Annotated in this window: 25 protein-coding genes; 13 read left to right on the top strand and 12 right to left on the bottom strand. The window is 57.6% G+C overall.

Annotation, left to right across the window (positions count from 1 at the left end):
* Positions 1 to 20 precede the first annotated feature (20 nt).
* Complete coding sequence (gene ftsY / locus C7H08_RS03920; RefSeq protein ID WP_106670469.1) at positions 21 to 1,244, bottom strand: signal recognition particle-docking protein FtsY; 1,224 nt, start codon at positions 1,242 to 1,244, stop codon at positions 21 to 23.
* A gap of 159 nt (positions 1,245 to 1,403) precedes the next feature.
* Between ftsY and rsmD the strand changes: the two genes are divergently transcribed.
* Positions 1,404 to 2,036, top strand: coding sequence for a 16S rRNA (guanine(966)-N(2))-methyltransferase RsmD (rsmD, locus tag C7H08_RS03915; RefSeq protein WP_106670468.1), 633 nt, complete (start codon positions 1,404 to 1,406; stop codon positions 2,034 to 2,036).
* A gap of 67 nt (positions 2,037 to 2,103) precedes the next feature.
* On the opposite strand, the gene C7H08_RS03910 is transcribed toward rsmD, so the two are convergent.
* A complete protein-coding gene (locus C7H08_RS03910) occupies positions 2,104 to 3,282 on the bottom strand; it encodes a DesA family fatty acid desaturase (protein WP_106670467.1) in 1,179 nt (392 codons plus the stop codon).
* A gap of 183 nt (positions 3,283 to 3,465) precedes the next feature.
* On the opposite strand from C7H08_RS03910, the gene mutM reads away from it, so the two are divergent.
* From mutM to C7H08_RS03880, 6 genes are all read left to right on the top strand, one after another.
* Positions 3,466 to 4,278 carry a bifunctional DNA-formamidopyrimidine glycosylase/DNA-(apurinic or apyrimidinic site) lyase gene (gene mutM, locus C7H08_RS03905; RefSeq protein WP_106670466.1) on the top strand — a complete coding sequence of 271 codons (813 nt, stop codon included), beginning with the start codon at positions 3,466 to 3,468 and terminating at the stop codon, positions 4,276 to 4,278.
* 106 nt (positions 4,279 to 4,384) lie between these two features.
* A complete protein-coding gene (locus C7H08_RS03900; RefSeq protein ID WP_106670465.1) occupies positions 4,385 to 4,717 on the top strand; it encodes a hypothetical protein in 333 nt (110 codons plus the stop codon).
* Positions 4,718 to 4,803: 86 nt separating this feature from the next.
* The gene (yrfG, locus tag C7H08_RS03895; protein WP_106670464.1) at positions 4,804 to 5,490 is read left to right on the top strand and encodes a GMP/IMP nucleotidase; all 687 of its coding nucleotides are present in this window, start codon (positions 4,804 to 4,806) and stop codon (positions 5,488 to 5,490) included.
* 58 nt (positions 5,491 to 5,548) lie between these two features.
* Entirely contained in the window at positions 5,549 to 5,956 is a 408-nt protein-coding gene (hslR, locus tag C7H08_RS03890) for a ribosome-associated heat shock protein Hsp15 (RefSeq protein WP_106670463.1), read from the top strand.
* A gap of 84 nt (positions 5,957 to 6,040) precedes the next feature.
* Entirely contained in the window at positions 6,041 to 6,895 is an 855-nt protein-coding gene (gene hslO, locus C7H08_RS03885; RefSeq protein ID WP_106670462.1) for an Hsp33 family molecular chaperone HslO, read from the top strand.
* A 174-nt stretch (positions 6,896 to 7,069) separates the two neighbouring features.
* On the top strand, positions 7,070 to 8,605 hold the full coding sequence (locus C7H08_RS03880; RefSeq protein WP_106670461.1) for a phosphoenolpyruvate carboxykinase: 1,536 nt from the start codon (positions 7,070 to 7,072) through the stop codon (positions 8,603 to 8,605).
* Positions 8,606 to 8,674: 69 nt separating this feature from the next.
* Here the strand turns inward: C7H08_RS03880 and C7H08_RS03875 are convergent, their stop codons facing one another.
* Together C7H08_RS03875 and C7H08_RS03870 are read right to left on the bottom strand one after the other, a co-directional pair.
* Positions 8,675 to 10,741 carry a TRAP transporter large permease subunit gene (locus C7H08_RS03875; RefSeq protein WP_106670460.1) on the bottom strand — a complete coding sequence of 689 codons (2,067 nt, stop codon included), beginning with the start codon at positions 10,739 to 10,741 and terminating at the stop codon, positions 8,675 to 8,677.
* Positions 10,742 to 10,767: 26 nt separating this feature from the next.
* The gene (locus tag C7H08_RS03870) at positions 10,768 to 11,811 is read right to left on the bottom strand and encodes a hypothetical protein (RefSeq protein ID WP_106670459.1); all 1,044 of its coding nucleotides are present in this window, start codon (positions 11,809 to 11,811) and stop codon (positions 10,768 to 10,770) included.
* A gap of 276 nt (positions 11,812 to 12,087) precedes the next feature.
* On the opposite strand from C7H08_RS03870, the gene C7H08_RS03865 reads away from it, so the two are divergent.
* Positions 12,088 to 12,360, top strand: a complete 273-nt coding sequence (locus C7H08_RS03865; protein WP_106670458.1) for an HU family DNA-binding protein — start codon at positions 12,088 to 12,090, stop codon at positions 12,358 to 12,360.
* 59 nt (positions 12,361 to 12,419) lie between these two features.
* On the opposite strand, the gene C7H08_RS03860 is transcribed toward C7H08_RS03865, so the two are convergent.
* The 8 genes from C7H08_RS03860 to gshB all read right to left on the bottom strand — a co-directional run bounded on the left by C7H08_RS03860 (position 12,420) and on the right by gshB (position 19,380).
* Positions 12,420 to 13,439, bottom strand: coding sequence for a putative solute-binding protein (locus C7H08_RS03860; RefSeq protein ID WP_106670457.1), 1,020 nt, complete (start codon positions 13,437 to 13,439; stop codon positions 12,420 to 12,422).
* Between the two features lie 207 nt (positions 13,440 to 13,646).
* Positions 13,647 to 14,951, bottom strand: coding sequence for a dihydroorotase (locus tag C7H08_RS03855; RefSeq protein ID WP_106670456.1), 1,305 nt, complete (start codon positions 14,949 to 14,951; stop codon positions 13,647 to 13,649).
* Positions 14,948 to 15,967: an aspartate carbamoyltransferase catalytic subunit gene (locus C7H08_RS03850; RefSeq protein ID WP_106670455.1), complete on the bottom strand. Its 1,020-nt coding sequence runs from the start codon at positions 15,965 to 15,967 to the stop codon at positions 14,948 to 14,950. The genes C7H08_RS03855 and C7H08_RS03850 overlap by 4 nt, the downstream gene beginning before the upstream one ends.
* Positions 15,968 to 15,997: 30 nt before the next feature.
* Positions 15,998 to 16,507 (bottom strand): bifunctional pyr operon transcriptional regulator/uracil phosphoribosyltransferase PyrR, encoded by a 510-nt coding sequence (gene pyrR, locus C7H08_RS03845; RefSeq protein WP_106670454.1) that lies wholly within the window; start codon positions 16,505 to 16,507, stop codon positions 15,998 to 16,000.
* Positions 16,508 to 16,526: 19 nt separating this feature from the next.
* A complete protein-coding gene (gene ruvX, locus C7H08_RS03840; RefSeq protein ID WP_106670453.1) occupies positions 16,527 to 16,958 on the bottom strand; it encodes a Holliday junction resolvase RuvX in 432 nt (143 codons plus the stop codon).
* On the bottom strand, positions 16,951 to 17,517 hold the full coding sequence (locus C7H08_RS03835) for a YqgE/AlgH family protein (RefSeq protein WP_106670452.1): 567 nt from the start codon (positions 17,515 to 17,517) through the stop codon (positions 16,951 to 16,953). Before C7H08_RS03835 ends, ruvX begins: the two co-directional genes overlap by 8 nt.
* A complete protein-coding gene (locus C7H08_RS03830; protein ID WP_106670451.1) occupies positions 17,514 to 18,380 on the bottom strand; it encodes an energy transducer TonB in 867 nt (288 codons plus the stop codon). Before C7H08_RS03830 ends, C7H08_RS03835 begins: the two co-directional genes overlap by 4 nt.
* A gap of 46 nt (positions 18,381 to 18,426) precedes the next feature.
* Positions 18,427 to 19,380, bottom strand: coding sequence for a glutathione synthase (gshB, locus tag C7H08_RS03825; protein ID WP_106670450.1), 954 nt, complete (start codon positions 19,378 to 19,380; stop codon positions 18,427 to 18,429).
* Positions 19,381 to 19,671: 291 nt separating this feature from the next.
* Between gshB and pilG the strand changes: the two genes are divergently transcribed.
* From pilG to C7H08_RS03800, 5 genes are all read left to right on the top strand, one after another.
* Positions 19,672 to 20,064, top strand: coding sequence for a twitching motility response regulator PilG (pilG, locus tag C7H08_RS03820; RefSeq protein ID WP_106670449.1), 393 nt, complete (start codon positions 19,672 to 19,674; stop codon positions 20,062 to 20,064).
* 32 nt (positions 20,065 to 20,096) lie between these two features.
* The gene (gene pilH / locus C7H08_RS03815) at positions 20,097 to 20,459 is read left to right on the top strand and encodes a twitching motility response regulator PilH (protein WP_011787171.1); all 363 of its coding nucleotides are present in this window, start codon (positions 20,097 to 20,099) and stop codon (positions 20,457 to 20,459) included.
* A gap of 20 nt (positions 20,460 to 20,479) precedes the next feature.
* The gene (locus C7H08_RS03810) at positions 20,480 to 21,025 is read left to right on the top strand and encodes a chemotaxis protein CheW (RefSeq protein ID WP_106670448.1); all 546 of its coding nucleotides are present in this window, start codon (positions 20,480 to 20,482) and stop codon (positions 21,023 to 21,025) included.
* 94 nt (positions 21,026 to 21,119) lie between these two features.
* On the top strand, positions 21,120 to 23,195 hold the full coding sequence (locus C7H08_RS03805) for a methyl-accepting chemotaxis protein (RefSeq protein ID WP_106670447.1): 2,076 nt from the start codon (positions 21,120 to 21,122) through the stop codon (positions 23,193 to 23,195).
* Positions 23,196 to 23,222: 27 nt separating this feature from the next.
* Positions 23,223 to 24,122, top strand: a complete 900-nt coding sequence (locus tag C7H08_RS03800; RefSeq protein ID WP_106670446.1) for a CheR family methyltransferase — start codon at positions 23,223 to 23,225, stop codon at positions 24,120 to 24,122.
* Positions 24,123 to 24,128 lie beyond the last annotated feature (6 nt).

Raw genomic sequence — 24,128 nt, 5'->3', positions numbered from 1 at the left:
AAGGCTCCGTTGCCGGTACTTCAGTCGTCGAACAAGGCGTCGACAAAGGTTTCTGCATCAAAACTGCGCAGATCTTCGGCCTGCTCACCCACACCGATAAACCGGATGGGCAGCTGCAGCTGACGGGCGATGGCAAATACAATCCCGCCTTTTGCGGTACCGTCCAGTTTCGTCAATGTAATGCCGCTCACGCCCACCGCCTGCTGGAACACTTGGGCCTGGCTCAAGGCATTCTGGCCGGTACCGGCATCCAGTACCAGCATCACTTCATGGGGTGCGGACTCGTCCAGTTTTTTCATCACCCTGACCACTTTGGTCAGCTCGTTCATCAGGTTGTCTTTGTTCTGCAAGCGGCCGGCGGTATCGGCGATTAACACATCGGTACCCCGGGCCTGAGCTGACTGAATGGCGTCAAAAATGACCGAAGCGCTATCAGCACCGGTATGCTGCGCGATCACGGGCACCTTGTTACGCTCACCCCACACCTGCAGCTGTTCAACCGCGGCCGCCCGAAACGTGTCCCCGGCGGCCAGCATCACCGATTTGCCTTGGTCCTGGAATTTACGGGTCAGTTTACCAATGGTGGTGGTCTTGCCGACGCCATTCACGCCCACCATTAGAATGACATAGGGCTTGTTATCAGTACTGATATCGAGCGGCTTGGTGACATCCCTGAGCAAGCCGTGCAGCTCGGTCTTCAAAGCTTTGCGCAGCGCGGCACCGTCTTTCAGCTGATTACGCTCAAGCTTGTCGGTCAGCGCTTCGATGATTTCCGAAGTGGCCGTTACCCCGACATCGGCCATCAGCAAGGTGGTTTCGATTTCCTCGAGCAGATCTTCGTCGATTTTCTTACCCACGGAAAACAGATCCGCCAGACCACCGGTCAAGCCGGCACGGGTTTTACCCAGGCCTTGCTTGATGCGCTCGAACACGCTGATCTGGGTCTCGGGTTCCGGCTCGGGTTTAACCTCAACGAGCGGCTCCGGGGCAATCTCGGGCACCTCAACCACTGCCGCTGCAGCGGGTTCGGCAGGAGCTTCAGGTTTACGCTCCGCCGCCGTTTTAGCGACCTTTTCCTCGGGTAACTGTTCCGGTGCAACTGGTACCGGGCCTTCGGCAACGTCCGGTTTGCGCTGCGGCACCGGCTTCGGGCGCGGTACCCGTCTGCGATTGCTGGCAACATCCAGCACGAAGAACAGAACAAGAAGGGCCAACAGGCCGATTGAAATCCACTCTGCCGTCATAGTCTTACCATCTGTCTGAAAAGGGCGGTCAAAATTAAAGCGCACATTCTAGCAGACTGGCCGCACTAAGTGAGCGGTGGAGTGATTATCCTCTGCCGGCGGCTTTCCGGTAACATAGCAGCCCGACACTCACACCGTTCAGCACCCCGGAGTACAGCCATGGCGCGACACAGACCGGCCCCACGCAAACCTGGCCCGGCGACATCCAGAATCAGCGGTCAGAGCGGCAGCGGTGAACTGCGCATCATCGGTGGTGACTGGCGTAGTCGTTTATTGCGATTCCCGGATGCCGGCGGCGTTCGTCCAAGCCCGGCCCGCATCCGCGAGACCCTGTTTAACTGGCTGAATTTTCACATTGCCGGCAGTCGCTGCCTGGATCTGTTCGCCGGATCTGGCGCTCTCGGACTTGAAGCGTTGTCGCGTGGGGCAGCCAGAGCCACTCTGGTCGACCACACACCAGCACTGGCCCAATCGCTACGGGACAACTTGCGGCTCCTGAAATCAGACAACGGAGAGGTAGTTTGCCAGGACGTCACGGGTTATCTGGGCGACAGCCAATGTCCGGCGTTCGATATCATCTTTATGGATCCACCGTTCCGCCAGGGTTGGCTGGAACGATTGTTTCCGCTGCTGGAGTCCGGACACTGGGCCAAGCCTGGTGGCTGGGTGTACGTTGAGCATGAGAGTGAACTGACGACACCGCCGGTTCCGCAACGCTGGCAGCTACACCGACAGAAAACGGCAGGCCAGGTCACCTACAGCCTTTACCGGGTCGATCCGGGCACGGAATAGCCCGCCCTGCAACGAAAAAGGCCGGATGACATGCGTCATCCGGCCTTTTTAAAATTACACACTGCGCTCAGGCAGCTGGCCGCAGTGAATAAGCCCGCAAATGGGCAGCAAATTCTTCCAGGTAACGAACGCCACTGGCTTCCGCCTCTTTGCACCACTCCATCAGAGCCTGCAGCTTGTCCTGGGGCTTCAACCCACGCTGACGCCACAGCGCCTGCAACTCCTCGCTTTTCTGATATATCAGTCGCAGCATTTCATTGCGCTCCAGCACCGTATCCAGATGCTCCTTTTCCCGGGGCTGGATCAGCGATACCTCCCGCGACAGCAACTTCTTGAGCTTGCGGTAGCGGGGCCGGATTTCGTCATCCATCAGCGCCCGCTGCTGGAGCAACACGGGCTCTACAACTCGCTTGCGATACTGGCGCATGATGTCAAAACGGCTATTGGTAATGGCCTGCACCGTCTCGACATCGACGTCTATTTTGCCCGGCACATAGTGGGCAATAGGCCGGTAACCCTTAGGCTTGGCCAGACCAAACAGCTGGAACAGACGGATATAACCCCAACCAATGTCTACCTCGAACCAACGCCGGGAAAGTTTGGCGGAGTTCGGGTAAGTGTGATGGTTGTTGTGCAGCTCTTCTCCACCGATCAGGATGCCCAGTGGTAAAATATTGCGAGCGTTGTCTGCGCATTCGAAGTTGCGGTAACCCATCCAGTGGCCGACACCGTTAACCACGCCAGCAGCCCACACCGGAATCCACATCATCTGTACTGCCCAGATCCAGATACCATGAACACCAAACAGCAGCAGGTTGATCACTGCCAATAAACCGATGCCCAACATTCGATGGCGGGTGTAAAGATTACGCTCGATCCAGTCTTCCGGGGTACGCTGGCCGTAACGCTCGAGAGTTTCCGGCGTCGCTGCTTCGGCATAGAGCTCGGCACCCTCCAACAGCACCTTGCGAATACCCAGAACCACGGGACTGTGTGGGTCTTCCTCAGTCTCGCACTTGGCGTGATGCTTACGGTGAATCGCCGTCCACTCTTTGGTGTTCTGGGCAGTGGTCAACCACAGCCAAAACCGGAAAAAGTGCCTCAGTGCCGGATGCAGATCCAGCGCGTTGTGGGCTGAATGGCGATGCAGGTACAACGTCACACTGACGATGGTGATGTGAGTGAGCACAAGCGCAGCCGCTATCAGCTGCCACACCGACAGATCCAGTAGACCGTTAAACCACATAGTATATCCTCTAAAATCAATCAACTTCGAAAGGCGATACTGCAGGGGTTAGTCGCAAACACTCGAAGGGAAGGTATACCATAACTTTAGCGTACAGATGTACGCTTCAACAACTGTCATTGGCGGCTTTTTTGTTACTGCTTACACTGTTAGCCCTGAAACCTGCCTGGCAACGGAGGCACCGTGCCCGAATTACCCGAAGTGGAAACCACCCGACAAGGTATTGCCCCGCACTGCGAAGGCCAGACCATCACCAACGTCCTGATCCGGAACGGAAAGCTGCGCTGGCCCGTGCCGGAAGACCTACCGGACCGGTTGCAAGGCCAGACCATCCGGTCCGTTGATCGCCGGGCCAAGTATCTGTTCCTGAATCTCGACGCCGGCACCGTCATTGTGCACCTGGGCATGTCAGGCAGCCTGCGGGTGATCACCGACAACAGTCCGGTCATGACCCATGATCACGTCGAAATCACGCTCGGAAGTGGACGGGTTCTGCGCTTCAATGATCCTCGCCGGTTCGGCTGCTGGCTCTGGGCTGATGACAGTGGCAGCCACCCACTGATCCGGGACCTGGGCCCCGAACCGCTGTCGGATCAGTTCAGCGGCTCAACGCTGTTCCGGCAGTCACGCGGACGGCAAACGCCAATCAAATCGTTCATCATGGATAATCATATTGTTGTTGGCGTGGGCAACATCTACGCCAATGAGGCTCTGTTCAAAGCGGGCATCCACCCGAAACGCAAAGCCGGGCGTATCAGCCTGGACCGCTACCACCGACTAGCCGAAACCATCCGCGAAACCCTCAGTGCCGCCATTCTGATGGGCGGCACCACCTTGAGAGACTTCGTGAACAGCGACGGCAAACCCGGGTATTTTGCCCAGTCCCTGCTGGTCTACGGTCATGGCGGAGATCCCTGCACGAACTGCAACGCCACGCTGAAAGAGATCCGGATGAACAACCGGTCTACCGTCTATTGTCCGCGCTGCCAGCGTTAATTCCTCCGTCCAGCGCCACACAGCTCACACTTTTCAACGAAAAAAGCGTTTGAAATTGAGGTAATATGATTCATAGTTAACGGAGAATTAATAGGAGACGATCATCATGACCCGTAAGATTTCTCGCACTCTGGTAGCGACCGCAGCAGCTTGCCTGCTGGCTTTTTCTTCCCTTGGCCACGCCAGAGCGGTCGATGAAAGTCCCTCTGCGCTGGCCATGACCGCCGACGCCATTCTGCTGCGCCCGGCTTTGCTGGCTACCACAATTGTCGGCAGCGCGGTTTACCTGGTGTCTCTGCCCTTTTCCGCGCTGGGCGGCAATGCTGGCGAAGCCGGTGAAGTCCTTGTTGTAGGCCCGGCCAAGGCCACTTTTGTGCGCTGTCTGGGCTGCTCTCGCACGGGCCGAAAGCCAGAACCCGTCGAGCAAACCAACAACTGACACCGGACACGGGTCGGTACAATCCCGGCTTGCCAGCGGCCGGAATCTGAGGCAGCCTGAAGAAAATTCTTCGGGCTGTTTTGTTTATGGTGAACTGGTCAACCCTCGACACCGTGTTCCTGGATATGGATGGAACACTGCTGGATCTGCACTTCGACTCACACTTCTGGCTGGAACACCTGCCGAAGCGTTATGCCGAACAGTACAACCTGCACCCACAACAAGCCAAAGAAACCCTGATTGCGATGATCATGGCCGAACGGGGCTCACTGAACTGGTACTGCACAGACTACTGGAGCGAGCGGCTCTCGGTTGACATCAACCAGCTGAAAGCCGAAGTCAGCGACCGGATTGGCTACCGCCCGCATGTGCCGGATTTTCTTGCCACTCTGCGCCGGTCCGGTTTGCGCTCCGTGATCGTCACCAACTGCCACCCGGACCCTCTCGCCCTGAAACTCAGCCGAACCGGGCTGGACAAGCACGTAGATGCCATTATCTCCAGCCACGAACTGGGCAAGCCCAAGGAAGATCCCGACTTCTGGCGGGATCTGGGCCGCAAAATTGCCTATCGTCAGCAGCATACCCTGATGGTGGACGACAGTTTTCCGGTCCTGGAAAGTGCCCGCCGTGCCGGGATCGGCCAATGCCTGGCCATCCTCGAACCTGACAGCAAGCAGGCACCGAACCCCCAACACCCTGACATCCCAGGCATCCGCCATTTTGATGAAGTTATGCCGGCGCTGCGTTTACACCAGGCTCTGCCATCAAAATGACGGGGCGGTTATAATCCGATTGAGTCAGACCACTGACAAGCCCATCAGGTGAGGAGTTATGGCGGCAATTAACGCTGACGAACACAAGATCAGGCTGGACAAATGGCTGTGGGCTGCCCGCTTCTATAAAACCCGGGGCCTGGCCAAAGAAGCAATCGAAGGCGGCAAAGTTCATTACAACAGCCAGCGCACCAAGCCCGGCAAGATTGTCGAAACCGGTGCCAGTGTCACCCTGCGCCTGGGCTGGCAAGAGAAAATTGTTATCGTGGATGAGATCAGCGATCGCCGCCGGGGCGCCCCCGAAGCGCAAAAGCTCTACCATGAAACCGAAGACAGTCTGAAGAAACGCGAAGATCTCGCCTGGCAGCGTAAAACCATGCAAACCGCTCAACTGCCGCCGGCGCGGCGGCCAAGTAAAAAGGACCGCCGGAACATTCAGCGGTTCCGGGATCAGAACGGACTGTAGCGCCGAATCGCACAAAATTTCCTACGCCCAAAATACCTGCCCGGGTGGTCAACACCCCATAATCAGACAGCTTCAGGAGACACCATGGCATCCCGAGACCAGTTCCAACGTTTTATTTTTGAGCACAGCCAGGTCCGGGGTGCCTGGGTGCAACTGGGCGACAGTTTTCAAGACATCGTCACCCAGGCCCCCTACCCTGAATCCGTCCGCCGCCTCCTGGGCGAGTCTCTGGTCGCCAGCGTCCTGATGAGCAGCAGCCTTAAATTCAAAGGCACACTGTCTCTGCAGGCGGCCGGCGAAGGCGCGTTGCGTACCCTGATGGCCGAATGCAGCCACGACCGCCACATCCGAGGACTGGCCCGTCACGATAACGAAGCGGTCACCGGTGACAGCCTGGATGAACTGCTGGGCAAGGGCCGCATGGCGATTACCATCACGCCAGATCAGGGCCAGCGCTATCAGGGCGTGGTACCCCGGGAAGCCGATACCCTGAGCGGGTGCCTTGAAGAGTATTTCGAGCGCTCCGAGCAGATCGCCACCAGCCTGTTTCTGTTTGCCAATGAAAACACCGCTGCCGGCCTGATGTTGCAACGTATGCCGGGGCAGACTGAAGAAGACGACGACCTGTGGAACCGTGTTAACCATCTGGCTCGCACGGTTGAGGCCGAAGAACTGCTGACGCTGGACAGCGAAACCCTGCTGCACCGGTTGTTTAATGAGGAGACCGTGCGCCTATTCGACGCCGAACCCGTTGCCTTCCGCTGCAGCTGCTCTGAGGAACGCACGCTGGCCGCCCTGGAAGCTATCGGCAAGGATGAGTGCTACAGTATTCTGGATGAACAGGGCAGCATCAACATGGACTGCCAGTTCTGTCACGCTAACTATCGCTTCGATAGAAATGACATTGACCACCTTTTTACTGGTCATACGCTACACTAGAAAGTCTGTAAAATAGCTTGGAAGCCAGAGCTGGCGAGGCTTCCAGGGCAGTCGTTTTTTCCCGGCGCGTCTGGCATAATAGCGCGCCTGAATTGACCCGATTGTTCAGATTTCCGCCAATTTTCCGGGGGGCGGCCTGGGCGATCACGAAGACATCCCGAGGGCGAGGTCGAAGTGAGCAACACTTATAATGATCTGAGTACAGCACTACTGGTTGAAATGGCACTGGCAAGGAACGAAGGACAGCTGGCAGCCAACGGCTCTCTGGTGGTCACCACCGGCGAACGCACCGGCCGGTCCCCCATGGACCGTTTTATCGTCGAAGAGCCCAGCACCGCTGACGATATCCAGTGGGGTCCGATCAACCGCCCGTTTGACGCCGACAAGTTCGACGCCCTTTGGGATCGTGTTGAAGCTTACATTGCTGAAAAAGACAGTTTTGTCTCCCATGTTCACGTTGGCTCTGATCCCGAGCACTACCTGCCAGTGAAGATGACCACCGAAACGGCCTGGCAGAACCTGTTTGGCCGCAACCTGTTTATTCGCCCGGAATCCTACAACCAGGCTGACAAACAGGAATGGCAGATTCTCAATGCTGCCAATTTCGAGTGTGTACCGAAACGTGACGGCACCAACTCCAATGGCTGCGTGATACTCAACTTTGCCAAGCGCAAGGTCTTGCTCGCAGGCATGCATTACGCCGGTGAAATGAAGAAAGCCATGTTCTCGGTGCAGAACTTTCTGCTGCCGGAGAAAGATGTTTTGCCGATGCACTGTTCCGCCAACGTCAGTGAGAACGGAGATACCTGTCTGTTCTTCGGACTTTCTGGCACTGGCAAAACCACCTTGTCTGCCGACCCCCATCGCTTCCTGATTGGTGACGATGAGCATGGCTGGGGGCCTGGCACCGTGTTCAACATCGAAGGCGGTTGCTACGCCAAGTGCATCGACCTGAGCAAGAAAAACGAACCGATTATCTGGGATGCCATCCGTTTTGGCGCCATCGTTGAAAACGTGACGATCGACCCGGAAACCCGCGAGCCTGACTACACTGACGTCTCGCTGACCGAAAACTCCCGCTGCGCTTACCCGCTGGAACACGTTGAAAAACGTGTGCTGGAAAATCGTGCCGGTGAGCCGTCGCACATCATCTTCCTGACCTGCGACATGACCGGCGTACTGCCGCCGGTATCCATCCTGAGCCGTGAAGCCGCCGCTTATCACTTCCTGAGTGGTTACACGGCACTGGTGGGCTCTACCGAGATGGGCTCTTCGTCCAAGCTTAAGTCGACCTTCTCCACCTGCTTTGGTGCGCCGTTCTTCCCACGTCCGGCGGGGGTTTACGCTGAGCTGCTGATGAAGCGCATCGATGAGTTTGGCAGCAAGGTGTTCCTGGTCAATACCGGCTGGACCGGCGGCCCTTACGGTGAAGGCCAGCGCTTCAGCATTCCGACCACACGGGCCATTATTGCCGCCATTCAGAACGGCGATCTGGATGATGTGGAGACCGAACACCTCGATACGCTTAACCTGAACGTGCCCAAGCATATTCCCGGGGTGGACAACGACCTGCTGAATCCGCGCAACACCTGGACCAGCCCGGAATACTACGACGGCAAGGCTGAGGAGCTGATCACTCAGTTCGTGGAAAATTTCAAGAAGTTCGATGTGGCGGATGCCATTATTGAGGCCGGCCCGAAACTCAGCTGAGTGTCTCCGGCATAAAAAAAGCGCCCTGCGAAAGCACGGCGCTTTTTTTGTGGCTTACGCCCACTCTGGTCAGAGGGCGTAGAACAACAACGGCACAAATGCCACCAACAACAGCGAGATGCCCATCGCAATCAGCGGCATGATGATCCGCTCATAACGCTGGTAAAACGTACCCCCTTCTTGTTGTGCAGCCAGCACTTCGGCCTCCCCCACCACCTGTCGAGTGAGCAGATGGTTGAGCGCCACCGGCGGGCTCAGATAACCCAGCTCAAAGGCGACCAGCGTGACCATCCAGAAATGAATGGGATGAATGCCACTGGAATAGGCAATGGTCGCCACGGTCGCGGTCACCAGGATCACCGCACCGAAGGCATCCATGATCATGCCCAGGATGACCAGAATCACCACCATCAGCAGCATCGCCGACCAGGCGCTATCAAAGGCCTGAGGGAAAGTTTCCATAAGGTGAGAGCGCTCAATGACCCCGCCGATACTCACGGACAGGCCAAGCAGCAACAGCAGAGCACCGATCTCGGCGGTGGTGTCGTTAGTGGCACCCCGAACGCTGCGTTCCAGGCCCTGATGATGAATTTCACCCGACGCCCGACCACCCACATTTTTCAGGCTGACATGTTCATAAAGCAGGATAGCCAGCATAATCACAGGCAGCAGACGAGGTGCGGAAAATTCATCCATCCTCACGTCCAGTGCAAAACGGTAGAGCAGCACCACACCCACGATCACCAGAGCGTAGGGCAACAACGGCCGCAGAGCCTGAAGCGAAGCTGGCAATGCCTGGGCCGTCGGCGCCAGGTCAAACTTGCTCTGACGGTTCACGCTCAGTGCCACCATGGCAAACATGACCGCGGTTAACACGAATACCCAGATACCCCAGCCGAACAGCTCATCGGTGGTGACTTCGCGGTTGAGATAGGCAATCACTACCACTAGTAGGCAGGGTCGCAGCACCACACCCAGAGAACCAGACATGGCCGTTGCCGCCAACGCCAGATGGCGACGGGCGCCGGCGGCACGCAGCTCACTGTAGATAACAGCACCCGCGGCAATGACAAAAATCCCGGAAGCGCCGGTGTAGGCGGTGGGTACGGCAGCGACCAGTACCGCCACTACCGCCAGCATTTCCGGCGGCATCCGCCAGGGGCGGAAAACGTTGAATACCAGGGTTGCCAAACGGGTCTGCTTCAGCATCATGCCAACCCAGACATAGAGCCCGACATTCAGGAACATGTCCGCCAGCTCCATCATTTTGCCCAGGTAGATGCCAATGCCTGAAGAGTGCCCGATCAACGCAAAATAGGTTCCGGAGATCAGGCACATCACAGTGTACAGCGGCACCGCCAGGAAGGCTTGCCCAAGCCGACCGCCCTCGGCAAGATTCGTTGGCGGCCGGAACAGCCGGTAAAGACTGGCAATAGTGAGGCAGGTAAAGCCGATGACCCAGAAGTTATGCAGTAACAATTCTTCAGCGGAGACTGCAGTACTGCTGCCCAGACTGGATTGCCGGAATACCACACTCGAGCCCAGCAACATAGCGTTGGCAACGGTCTGTAAGGTGTAGGAAACCGTGTAGTCGAGGCGGGTTTCCATCGACCGCATGGCAATATGATGGCGGGTCAGGGTCGCAGTGACAGCGCACAGCATCACCAGAATCACCAGAATATAACGCTGCGCCGAAAGCCCGAAGGCAATCAGGTCTGCGACAAACAATTCAGCGGCACGGTAGGCCTTCACCCCCGGCGTCAACTTGTCCTGCAACTGCAAAAAGCTGGCATGGGCAGCCTGGCACTCCCGCACCGAACGCTCGATGGCAAGCCGGATATCAGCCGGGTCTTTCTCATGAGTACCCAGTAACGCCGCCATCGAATCGTTGGCAGGCGGCGCTTTGGCGAGCTCTTCCGCGACCGCAGCCTCAATACTCCGGTTTGGGTCACAATCCGGTTGAACGGGATCCATGCGCAGTTTGTAGTAGCCAGTCCACAGATTTTCGCCACCGCGCAGCATCTGGTTGTGAATGTCACTGCTGGTAGAGAACAACACCACCGACAGCAGTAGAAGACAGGCGGGCAATGAGGAGAACCATTCCAGCCTGGTGCGTTGAAAATCACCCTTCGTCATAACACCCTACTCTGAGATTCCATGAGTTACAGAAGATCGTCCAGATCCATGGTTTCTACGGGCGCTCTGGCATCATCCCAAAAGCTGCCAAACTGACCGACGGGGGTCCGGGAACCGGTATTCTCGACCCATAAGCGATCCGAAATCCCGACCAGCATGTTGCTGGCCATGGCATCAACAAAACGCCAATCCTCACTGGGCTCATCATTCTTGAGGGACTCCGCGTGATCGCGGATGATTGACTTCACCAACGGCTCGTCGTTCTTGTTCACTGCGGCGATGGCGTGAAACACATGGCCAAGCCGAACACCGGCATCTGCCCCCTGCTTGCCGGCAATGGCCAGACGCTCAAAAGCGTCTTCGCCCTCCGGCATGGTACCGGGGATCATTGCCCAGACAGTAGCTCGCAGCCCCATCGGAGCCCCCCACCATTTTTTGTTGTCCAGGCATTGAGTGGCCCGCCCCACCACCGATCCGGTGTTAAAGGGCACGCCTATTGAAGAAGAGGACTGAATCTGTGCATTGAGGGCCTGCAATCCAGACAGCAGACCGGCCAGGTACATGAACTCATCCATCTCGTCTTTGAACTTGGGGCACTCAGTGGCATCCGGGTCACCGTAATGCGCATTGTGGTGTTGCCAGCCCTTGAGGTAGCGCTTCGCCGCCAGGCTATGGGCTCGCTTCTGCTGGATAAGGGCATCCTGGGCTTCACTGGCATTCATGGTGTACATGGCCCGTGACGCCGTCAGGCCATGCTCCCGGGCCTGCTCTTCGGCACAACTACCGGAAGAAAGGTACAACATAACGGCAAGCTGGTCCGGCTCACTGGTCACCCGGCCGAACGACATCAGCAGCGGCGTAGTGGCTTCACTCATGGAACAACCCATGGCCAGATCGTCGGATTCCAGCAGGTAAGGCACCGTGTGGTTCCGGGAAAACCCTTTCATCACATCACCGGTGGTTTTATAGACCATGTGATTGACCACACCACAGCCGCTGAGTGCCACACTGGCACCGATGGCCACCACGAGAGCACGGAATCGGGACGCGGTTTTCCGGAATTCTTTCATAGCATTCAACACCCTTTTATTTTTGTGGATTTTTCAACAAGATCAGGACCCTTGAGGAACGACAAAGCCTTTGTTACATCCTGTAACCAGCCCGACATTATCGCCAAGTCAGGATCTGGTTTTTGAGACAAGCCCCGCAAATGACGCCAACGGGCACATATCGTTACCGAACCAGGTTTGCACATTCAGGCCAAAGCCACTATAGATTGCATCAACCGCAGGCTCAGGCTCTGTGGCCAACCACAATAATCACAATGAAAAAAACAGGAGTGCCCGATGCGCAAACCAGAGCTCGCCGCTGCCATTGCCGACAAAACCGGCCTGACCCGAGACAAAGCCAGCGAAGTGATCAACGCGGTTACCGATCAGATATCAGCGGCGGCTGCCCGCGGCGAAGACACCACCCTTATCGGCTTCGGTACGTTCGGTATCCGTGCCCGGGAAGCCCGTTCCGGTCGCAACCCGCAGACCGGTGCCACCATCCAGATTCCCGCCAGCAAAACCGTGGGGTTCAAAGCCGGCAAGACGCTCAAAGACGCCATTCGCTAACCGGATCGGATCGGCCCGCCTGACGGCGGGCCATTCAGCGCTTTACGGCTAATCCGGTCTCAGGAAGCACACTCAGAGCGTGAACCATCTACCCGGCAACGAATTGCCCGCATCAGTTTGATCGCTCGCTCGTCATACACACCATCTTCCAGCAAAGACAATCTTACCTGGCGCAGCATTCGGTCATACTCAGCCACATCTTCCTGGGGCGGATGCATCCACACTTCGGCGGGTATCCCCTGCTCGGCCTCCGCAATGATGTCGTAAGCCTGATCAATACGTTTGATCGATTCATCACGCACCATCTGGCCGGCGTCATCGGGGAAGCGTTCCCGGTGAATAATGACCTGGAAATTCATGTAGGCCAGCGCGTACTTGAACACGCCACCGTTGGGATTCACGCCCTTGTAGAGTTCGAGCGGCTGATAAGCCACCGCCGGTGCGTAGGCCAGATCCACGCTGCCGTTGTTGAATTTGCCGGCAAAGTTTGCCGAGTTGGAGCCCACAACCGATGCGCCAACATGCCGGACCATACGCACCGACGCGTTATCATAATCAAGGGTGGCAATGCGCTTGCCCTGGAGTTTTTGCACGGAATCGACGCTACGATCCCGAGTGTGCAGGTAGATGGCACCAGCCGGGAACACGCCGGCGACTTCGTACGGCCCGTCTATCAGGAACTGCTGGGCCTGAGGCTGGCTCAAGGTGTTGTATAACAGGCGCATTTCCTGCTCACCAGGCACGGCACCCATGGCCTCAAGGCTGCCGGTGAACTTGTTGAATTCCCGCGCCCGGGTGCCGGTCAACAAGACTGCATCGCACTGCCCGGCCTTGAAATCTTCAGCGGCGACCTTTTCGTCAGTATAAGCGCGCAGGTCAAGCCTGATCCCGCGTTGCATGGCAACCGGCTGGAACTCTCGGGTAATGGCAAACAACGGGCCGTTGGCACCCACTGGGTCGAATACGCAGAAACTGCGCTCTAGAATGTCAGTCTCGGCGTGGGCCAGAGACGGGGCAACCATGCTGGCGCACAATGCCGTTGCCACGGCAAGCCGGCGGGAAAAGCTGAGTGATTTCACGGGATGACTCCTGAGTTATTATTTTCGGATACCGGTACAGCGCACAACCGGTATTGTCCATCGTCCATAACCTGACCATAAGTGGCCATGCCCTAGAATACGTTGGCTCAGGTGCCTTGCATCAAGGCCTTTTCAGCAACTTTGGATTAATATGTGATGTTGTCGACAGAGGTCAGACAACCTCTGCCGCATTTTCAGGAAGGCAGGTTAATCGACGGCGGTCCAGGCAACCTGACCGCTCACCAGCGTCAGCTTGACCTGACCCGGCAGTTCTACACCAAACAAGGGCGCGTGCCTACCCGCTGAAATCAGCGTGTGGGCCGAGGGTACCCAGTGGCCGTCAGGATCAAAAATACAGAGATCCGCCGGCGCACCCTCGGACAATTCAGCCGAACGACCAACGACCCGGGCAGGACCAGCGGTAAGTGCAGTCAGCAAACAGTCGAGGCTGAGCTGGCCGGCCGTGACCAGTTTCAGCCCGAGTGACAGTGTGCTTTCAATGCTCGACAAACCGGGTTCGGTCGCCGGCAGGGGTGCTTGCTTGGCGGCACTGTCATGGGGTTGGTGCTGACTGACAATGGCGTCGATAACACCATCCCTGACACCGGCCAGCAGTGCCTGACGATCGGCCTCGGAGCGCAGCGGCGGGCGCACATGAAAGCGGCTGTCAAAACCGGCCAGGGCCTGTTCCGTAAAGACCAGCTGGTGCATAGCGACATCGGCGGTTACCTGAATACCCCTTTGGCGCGCACCCGCCAGCATCTCGACACTGCGAGCGCAGGACAACTGACTCAGGTGCAGGCGCACGCCGGTTTCCTCCGCCAGCAGCAGCATTTCCATCACCGCGGTGGTTTCGGCCACTTCCGGAATGCCCAGCAGCCCCAGGCGGGTTGCCACCTGACCGTCGTGGGCGTAACCGTCGGCCGCCAGCGCCTGATTTTCAGGGCTGAACATCACCGTCAGACCAAAGGTCTGGGCATAGGCCATGCACCGGCGCAGAATCCGGGCATTACGCACGCCCCGGGAGCCGTTACCCACCGCCACGCAACCGGCGCTTTTCAGACCCGCCATATCACTCAGCAAGTCGCCTTCCAGGCCGCGGGTGATGGCGCCGACCGGCAACACATTGATCACACCCCGCGAGGCCGCTCCTTCGCGAATCAGATGGGTAACGGCGCCGGAGTCGTTCACCGGCGAAGTTTCCGGACTGGCGCATACAGTGGTAAAACCACCATGGGCGGCGGCGCGGGTTTCCGTCTCAATATTGCCTTTCTGGCCGTTGCCCGGCTCCCGCAGGTTGCAGCACAGGTCAACAAAGCCGGGCGATATAACACAACCACTGGCATCAAATTCGCGCGCAGCCTCAGCCCCCAGCGCTGATGCGCCCAGCGCAGCCACCTTACCGCCACGGATCAGCAGACCAGGATTGGTGATTTGCTGCCCGCGACCATCAAACAGTGTGCCCCCGGTCACTATCAGACTGCTGCTATCGTGTTGTTGGCTACCGCTCATCCCCGGGTTTCCTCGCTGTCGATCTGTTTCTGCTGGCGCTCTGCCATTTGCCCGCCCATGGCCATGGACATCACTGCCATGCGAATGGCAATGCCGTTGGTGACCTGATTGAGGATCACTGACTGAGGGCCGTCCGCCACGGCGGATTCAATCTCTACACCTCGGTTGATCGGCCCCGGGTGCATGACAATACAATCCGGTCTCGCCAGTGCCAGCTTGTCCTGACTCAGGCCATACAGGCGGTAAAATTCGCGCTCACTGGGTAACAGTGCACCCTCCATTCTTTCTTTCTGCAGACGAAGCATGATTACCACGTCGAGGTCTTTCATGCCTCGGGACATGTCGTATTCCACTATGCAACCGAGATCTTCCACATCCCTTGGCAGCAGAGTACCGGGGGCGATCACCCGAACCTCGGCCGCGCCGAGCTCGTTCAGTGCACGAATCTGGGAACGCGCGACCCTGGAGTGCAGCACATCCCCGACGATGGCCACCTTTAATCCTTCAAAACGGCCTTTGTGCTGACGAATCGTCAACATGTCGAGCATAGCCTGGGTCGGATGCGCGTGGCGGCCATCACCGGCATTGATTATGGCCACACCCGGAGTCACGCTCTCGGCAATGAAGTGCGGCGCACCGCTCTGGGAGTGACGAACCACAAACATGTCACTAGCCATGGCTTCCAGGTTGAGCAGAGTATCCGACAGCGATTCACCCTTGGAGGTGGCCGAGGTATTGATATCGAGATTCAGTACATCGGCGGATAACCGCTTGGCGGCGAGTTCAAAGGTGCTGCGAGTTCGGGTACTGGACTCAAAGAACAGATTAACCACGGTCCGGCCCCGCAACAGTGGTACTTTCTTGATGCTGCGCTCGCCCACCTCGATAAAGGAATCGGCGGTATCCAGAATGTCGGTCAGCAGCTCCCGGCCGAGACCATCCAGGGTAAGGAAATGCCGCAACTGACCATCCCGGGTCAGTTGCAAATGGTTCGGGGAAGGTTGGTTCGCGGTCATGGCTTGCCTGTCGTAAATAATATGGAGGGATTACTGTCCGGATTCCTGGAGTTCTATGTGCAGCGGCTCAGGGCCGCGCAGTTTTATTCGCTGGTGCGCCTCCAGCGCAAGAGAGCTGCCCACCACATCGGGCTGAATCGGCAGCTCCCTGGCGCCCAGATCAATCAGGGTGGCGAGGATGATACTGGCGGGGCGGCCGTAATCGAAGATCTCGTTCATCGCCGCGCGGATGGTGCGGCCACTCATAATCACGTCGTCGATCAGAATGATGTCCCGGCCCTCGGTGTCAAACGGCAGGCTCGAAGGTTTGACCTTCGGGTTCAGACCAATGCGACTGAAATCATCTCGGTAGAATGAAATATCCAGTTCACCGAAAGGCTCGGCAATGCCCAGGCGTTTACCGATCACATCGGCCAGCCAGACACCACCGGTACGGATGCCAATCAGTGCCGGGTCTTCAATACCTCGCTCGGTCAGCATCAGGCGCAACCCCTTCTCCAGCTCATCAAGCAACTGGTTAATATCGAACAGTGCGGTCATCAGAACCTCATCAGTCAGGTCAGCCGGCCTGTTCCCGGCACCAAGTTTCCAGTATCAATACGGCCGCACGGTCGTCCACACCATGCCGGCCATAATCCCGGCTACCACCGGAAGCCATCACGTCACCCTTGGCTTCAAAGCTGGTCAGCCGTTCATCCACCATCGCCACCGGCACATGATAGCGGCCATGCAAACGCTTGCCGAATTTGCGGGCGCGGGCGCACATGTCGTTTTCAGAATCGTCCATATTCAACGGCAATCCGACCACCACGATGTCCGGGCACCACTCAGCCAGGATCTTCTCGATCGTAGCCCAGTCAGGAACACCATCCCGGGCCGGGATCATCGCCAGGGGCTGACCAGTGCCGAGCATTTCCTGGCCGGTGGCTACTCCAATGCGCCGGGTGCCAAAATCAAAGGCCAACACTTTGCGGCTTCCAGGTTCAGGCATGACCCACCGAATCACTGAGCTGGTTCAGATCGATACCGATCAATCGCAGCACCGCTTCATAACGCTTTTCCACCGGGGTACGGAACAGGATATCGGAGCAGGCCGGGCACGTCAGCCAGGCATTGCTGCCCAACTCTTCCTCTAACTGACCTTCACCCCAACCCGAATACCCCAGCGCAACCAGAAATTCATCCGGCCCATCGTCCTTGCCGATGCTCTCGAGAATGTCCCGAGACGTGCTCAGTGCGACATTTCCGGTGACCTGGACGGTGCTCTGCCAGTACCGGCCAGGCGAGTGCAGCACAAAGCCACGTTCCGGCTGAACCGGGCCGCCGGTGAATACCGGCAGATCGAGTTCTCCGCCGTGCATATCCAACTGTTCAAGAATTTCGCCCAGATGAATATCCAGCGGGTGATTGATCATCAGGCCCAGCGCACCGTCTGACGAATGCTCGCACAGATAGATCACGCCGCCATGAAAACGCGGATCAGCGAGCCAGGGTGATGCCACCAGAAAATGATGCCGAAGGCTGTCTGAAGTTTGCTTGCCCGTTGTCATCCGGATGAAAGCCCCCGCTGTTGGAACGACCAGGTACGAATGATCTCCAGCTCGTCCACCTCCTGCTGCATTCCTTCCGGAAAGGGGGCAAAAGGCGCGGCCATACGCACAATACGGATCGCTGCATCATCAAGCACCGTGCTGCCGGACGATTGGAGGATCGCCACTTCCTTGATTGTGCCATCTTTCCTCAGAGAAACCAGCATCCGCAGGTTGCCGTGGAGGCCGGCCTGACGGGCCTCGGTCGGGTAATTGATGTTACCAACCCGGGTTACCTTGCTGACCCAGTTCTGAACGTACCAGGCGTTGCTGGATTTCAGCGTCGACGCCGCCGTGACCCGCATGACCCGGGGCTTGCGGGCGTAGGCCTGCTGCTGGGCATCAAAACGGGCCTCCAGACTGGCAATCTCCAGGCTTCGCTCCATCAGGCTTTTGCGCTCGGCGCGGGGTAGCGGCTCCGGATCTGGCTCGTTGGTGGCTTCAGGCTGTGCCACCTGACGCCGGGTCGGGCTTTCGGTTTGCACCACCGCGGGGGCTTCTCGGGGTAGTGGCTCGGTCGTGGCCTGCGGTTCCGGCTGCACTTGAGCTAATTCCGGCTGACTGATGTCGGCCGGCTGGGGCGTGGTCATTTCCATGGGCTCGTCTTCAGAACCGCTGCCCTGCTGGCTGGTCTGGGCCAGAAAATCCGCCTTCTCCGGTGCCTGTTCGTCGGCAAACTGGGACAGCGTGATTTCCATGGTCTGGGCCGACGACCGAGGTAACTCCGGGGCAAAAGTAATGCCCAGAACCACGATGGCGTGCACGGCCAGCGCCATGAACAGGGTGAAGGAAAACCGGTCGAAGTCGCTTACCTGAACTGCCATTACCTTTCCTGAATGTTAATCCGCACTGCCCTGGACGACGCGACGCTCAGCCACGGCCCAGGCGCCGGTCAATGGCATCCATCAGCAGGCCGGCAATATCGGTTCCGAACGCCGCATCCAGCTCGCGGATACAGGTTGGACTGGTGACGTTGATTTCCGTGAGGTAGTCACCGATCACATCAAGCCCCACAAACATCAAGCCTTTCTGTTTGATCACCGGCGCCACCCTGGCACAGATTTCCCGGTCCCGTGCCGTCAGCTCGCGGCCTTCTCCGCGACCGCCGGCCGCCAAGTTGCCACGATTTTCCCCTTGTGACGGAATCCGCGCAAGGGCGTAGGGCACCGGCTCTCCTTCAATCATCAGGATGCGTTTGTCACCATCAGCAATTTCAGGGATAAACTTCTGCGCCATGGCCTGATGGGCGCCATAATTGGTCAGAGTTTCAATGATTACACCGAGATTGGCGTCGTGTTCTTTTACCCGAAAAATCGAGCGGCCGCCCATACCGTCAACCGGCTTCATAATGATGTCGCCGTGCTCCGCATAAAAGTCCCGGAAGCGAAGTGACGAGCGCGTTACGAGCAATGGCGGTGTCAGATCCTCGAACTGAGTGGCAAACAACTTTTCATTGCAGTCCCTCAGGGTGGCCGCTGGATTGACAACCAGAGCGCCCTGCTGCTCCGCCGATTCCAGAATGTAGGTGGCCATCAGGAACTCACGATCCACCGGCGGATCCTTACGCATCAGAATTACATCAAGGTCGCCCAAAGCCCGATCCTGGCTGCCACCAAAACTGAACCAGTTTTCCGGATCCTTGTGCACCGTCAGATCCCGGGTGTGAGCTCGCGCCTGGCCACCGGCAAGATACAGATCCTGCTGCTCCATGTACTCGATCTGCCAGCCTCGTTTCTGGGCCGCCAGCAACATGGCCAGGGAACTGTCTTTCTTGAAGCTGATTTCTTCGATGGGATCCATCACGATCCCGAGCCGGACTGTCATCAGGGTCTCCTGAAATTTCAATGTGAAAACACGAACCGGTCAGCAGAGCGAACCAGTTATTAAGTGCTATGCTGACGATGGTATTGTACCCGAGTCATGATTGCACCCGGTGAAAACCACCGTTCAATACGTGACGGCGGGGGCAGAAGTACATTTGGTCACAAACAAATACTTTTTATCCGGCCATCATTACTCTATAAATGAGCAGGGTTTATAGAACAACCTTAAGGTTTGTGTTAAAACCCCCGTTTGAAAATAACGACAGTCGCTAGAGCGCAAGGCAGTTGGACAATGGATGACAACTTCGAGAACCTGAAGATCATGGTGATTGACGACAGCAAAACCATTCGTCGCACCGCAGAAACCCTTCTTAAAAAGGTCGGCTGTGAGGTCATCACCGCCACTGATGGCTTTGACGCTCTGGCCAAAATTGCCGATTCCCACCCGGACATCATTTTTGTTGATATCATGATGCCTCGCCTGGACGGCTACCAGACCTGCGCACTGATCAAGAACAATTCCTCTTTCAAAAAGACGCCGGTTATCATGCTTTCGAGTAAGGACGGTCTTTTCGACAAGGCAAAAGGCCGGATTGTAGGCTCGGACCAGTACCTGACCAAACCGTTCAGCAAGGACGAGTTACTTAATACTATTCGCCAGTACATCCCACAGGCGCAACAGTAAACCTGCTGACATCAGTAATTATCGAGGAAAAAATGGCCCGCATTCTCATTGTTGACGACTCGCCAACAGAAGTTAAGAAAATTTCCACCATTCTGGAAAAGCACAAACACGAAGTGCTGACCGCAGACAATGGTGCAGACGGCGTCGCCAAGGCCCGTGCAGAAACACCGGATCTGGTCCTGATGGACGTCGTCATGCCTGGCCTCAATGGCTTTCAGGCCACTCGCCAACTGACCCGCGCCCCGGAAACCGCCTCCATCCCCGTGGTGATTGTCACCACAAAGGATCAGGAAACTGACCGTGTTTGGGGAACCCGCCAAGGTGCCAAGGGTTACCTGGTCAAGCCGGTTAACGAAGACGATCTGATCAAAACAATCAACAGCCTGATTGCCTGATCCCTAACCGTGGAGTAAGCATGTCCGCCCAGGCCGCCCCCTTTGCCGTTCTGACGGATATCGCCCAGCGCAGCCGATCCTTGGCCGCCGGCCTTCCGGAGCAACAGGAAGCCGTTGAGCTCTGGAACGGCATCGGCTTTGTTCTGGCGGGCGAACGTTACGTCGCCCCCATGGGTGAAGTCACCGAAATCCTGCACGTCCCCCGGTTTACTCATATTCCGGGAGTTCGCCCGTTTTTGATGGGCGCTGCCAACGTTCGTGGCCGCCTGCTGCCCCTGGTTGACCTCGCCGGTTTCTTCGATGTGCCCCGATCCTCCCGCAGCATGCGCGAGCGCCGGGTTCTCGTCATCGAAGAAGGTGATGTGTTCAGTGGCTTGGTGGTCGACACGGTACTGGGTATGCAATATTTTGCAAAAGACAGTTTCAAGGCCGCCCCCGAGGGGGTGGCTGACAGCATTCGTCCGTTCGTGACCGGTGGTTATGAGCGTAACGAGGAGGTCTGGAAAGTGTTCTCTGCCGCCGATCTGGTGGAAGACGAACGCTTTCTCGATGTCGCACAGTGGTAGGGGTGAGAGCACTGGCAGGAACATCACCCTGACCGTCTGATACCCGTTACAAAAACTTGCCAATTCCAGAAAGAAAAAGGCCGGGAGCCAGAAGATGAAAAACAGAGCCGGAAGACTCAGCTTGGGGCAGGGAGGCAACAGACTGGTTGCAGGCCTGATCGCCGCGCTGATTGCACTCACCGTCCTGCTCGTTGTGGTCCTGTTCATTATTAACAGTGACAGCCAGAACGACCAGGAATACATCGCCAACACCGCCGAAATGCGGGTGCTCTCCCAGGAGATCGCGAAGAACGCTACCGAGGCAGCCGGCGGCACCGCTGAAGCCTTTGACCAGCTTCGCCGCTCACGAGACGACTTCCAGCAGCTTTGGTCATTCGTATCAGAAGGTAACCCTGCCACCGGTCTGCCCGCCAGTCAGATGGCGCGCGACAGTGGCGTTCAGCAGAACTGGAACACCGTACGGGACAATGCGGACAGCATTTTGTCGACCCGCGACGCAGTTCTTGGTTTGCATGAGGTTGCCCGTACCCTGAACGAAACCATCCCCCAGCTACAGGTCGAGTACGATGACATCGTTCAGATCCTGCTCGACAACGGTGCCCCGGCGGAGCAAATAGCTCTGGCCCAGCGTCAGTCCCTGCTGGCGGAGCGTATTGTGCGCTCGGTTAACAACGTACTGTCCGGTGACGAAGACGCGGTTATTGCCGCCGACCGCTTCGGCCGTGACGCCAGCCTGTTTGGCCGGGTACTGGACGGCCAGCTCAACGGCAATCCGGCTATGGGCATTTCCCGGGTCGATGATGACGACGCTATCTATGGCCTCGAAGCGGTAGACGAGCTGTTCGAATTTGTTTCCCAGAACGTTGATGCGATTCTTGAAGCTTCTCCCGACCTCTTCAAGGTTCGTACTGCTGCCAGCGACATCTTCCAGAATTCCGAGGTTCTGCTTGCCGAACTGTCCTTGTTGGCAGAAGGCTTTGCTTCCCAGTCTAGAACGCGGGTCATCAGCCCGACCCTGGCCTTCGTCCTACTGGCGGCCATGGTTGCAATTGTTGTCTTCATCGGTCTTGCCTTGTACCGCGATGCCCAGGCCCGCCTGGCAGCGACTCAGGAACAGAACGAGCAGAACCAGAACGCGATCCTGCGACTGCTGGACGAACTGGCTGACCTGGCGGATGGTGACCTGACCACCGAGGCCACGGTAACCGAGGACTTCACCGGCGCCATCGCCGACTCCATCAACTACGCGATCGACCAGATGCGTGGCCTGGTACAGGCTATTCGTGGTACGGCGGTCCGGGTAGCGTCAGCTGCCCAGGAAACCCAGGCCACAGCCATGCACCTGGCCGATGCTTCCGAGCACCAGGCCCAGGAAATTGCTGGCGCCTCTGCAGCGGTCAACGAGATGGCGGTGTCCATCGACCAGGTATCCTCGAACGCTGCCGAATCCTCCGCGGTTGCGGAGCGGTCGGTTGCGATCGCGAAGAAAGGCGCGGAAGTGGTACAGAACACCATCCGCGGCATGGACAACATCCGTGAGCAGATCCAGGAGACCTCCAAACGGATCAAGCGTCTGGGTGAATCTTCCCAGGAAATCGGTGACATCGTATCGTTGATCAACGACATTGCTGACCAAACCAACATCCTGTCTCTGAACGCCGCTATCCAGGCCTCCATGGCCGGTGATGCAGGCCGGGGCTTCGCGGTTGTTGCGGATGAAGTTCAGCGCCTTGCGGAACGTTCCTCTGCGGCCACCAAGCAGATTGAGGCGCTGGTCAAGACCATCCAGTCGGACACTAACGAAGCCGTTATCTCGATGGAGCACACCACCGCCGAGGTGGTCCGTGGTGCCCGTCTGGCACAGGACGCAGGTATCGCGCTCGAGGAAATCGAGAACGTATCCATGAGCCTGGCGGAACTGATCCAGAACATCTCCAACGCGGCCCGTCAGCAGTCTTCCTCTGCGGCGCATATTTCCAACACGATGAACGTCATCCAGGAAATCACCTCGCAGACCTCATCCGGTACCAACGCCACCGCGAAGTCTATCGGTAATCTTGCCGAAATGGCGTCTGAGCTCCGGTCCTCCGTTGCCGGTTTCACTCTGCCGGACGAAGAGTTCGCTGATCAGGCGCACGAAGAAGACAACGACGTCCCGGTGGTCAGCTGATCACCGGCCCGGGGCAGATGACGGTTTATGGCTCAGATGCATAACCAGCTATCACCCGCAGAAGGCATTTGGGCACTGCGTCGACTTCCAGAGATGGATGAGGTGCAGTTCAGCCAGTGGCAGGCTCTGCTGGAGCATCGCACGGGCATCACCCTGACCGCTGAACGGTGCTCGTTTCTGGAAACCAATCTGGGTATCCGGATGCGGGAAATCGGTTGCAGCAGCTATCAGGCCTACTACGAGAAAATCGTAAGCGGCCCGGATGCCGTCAGAGAGTGGTCCACCCTGGTGGATCGTCTGACGGTCCAGGAAACCCGGTTTTTCCGGGATCCCGATGCCTTCCGGCTGGTGGCAGATTATGTCATGACCCGCCCCAGGGAACCGTTCAGAAAAAGCGGATTGGAAGCCTGGAGCGTCGGTTGCTCAACTGGTGAAGAGCCCTACACGCTGGCGATGATCCTGAACGAATGCATGGGCCAGCTCGCGCTGCAACCGTTATTCGGTGTCACTGGCTCAGACATCAGCCTGCCGGCCATCGAAAAGGCACGTCAGGGTCAGTTCAATGCTCGCAAGTTGCTGGGCATGGACGAAAACATGAAAACCCGGTATTTCCGTCCCGCAGAACGGAACACCGTCGAAATTGTGAGCAGTATCCGTGACCGCGTCTGCTTTACCAGGCTCAATGTACTGGACCTGGACAAGGCGCCGATGCACGGCATGAACATTATCTTCTGCCAGAACCTGCTGATCTACTTCCGCCGCTGGCGCCGGCGGGAGATCGTCAAACGGCTCGCAGAGCGTCTGGCACCGGGGGGCTTACTGGTGCTTGGCCAGGGTGAACTGACCGACTGGCAGCCACCGGGCCTGCAGAGGGTTCCCTCGGAACATGTACTGGCGTGGATCAAACGTCAGTCCGACGAAGAATAACCGGAG

Origin of the sequence: Marinobacter halophilus, assembly GCF_003007685.1 — a bacterium.
Taxonomy (GTDB): domain Bacteria; phylum Pseudomonadota; class Gammaproteobacteria; order Pseudomonadales; family Oleiphilaceae; genus Marinobacter; species Marinobacter halophilus.
This window is presented reverse-complemented; position numbering and strand designations above follow the sequence as displayed.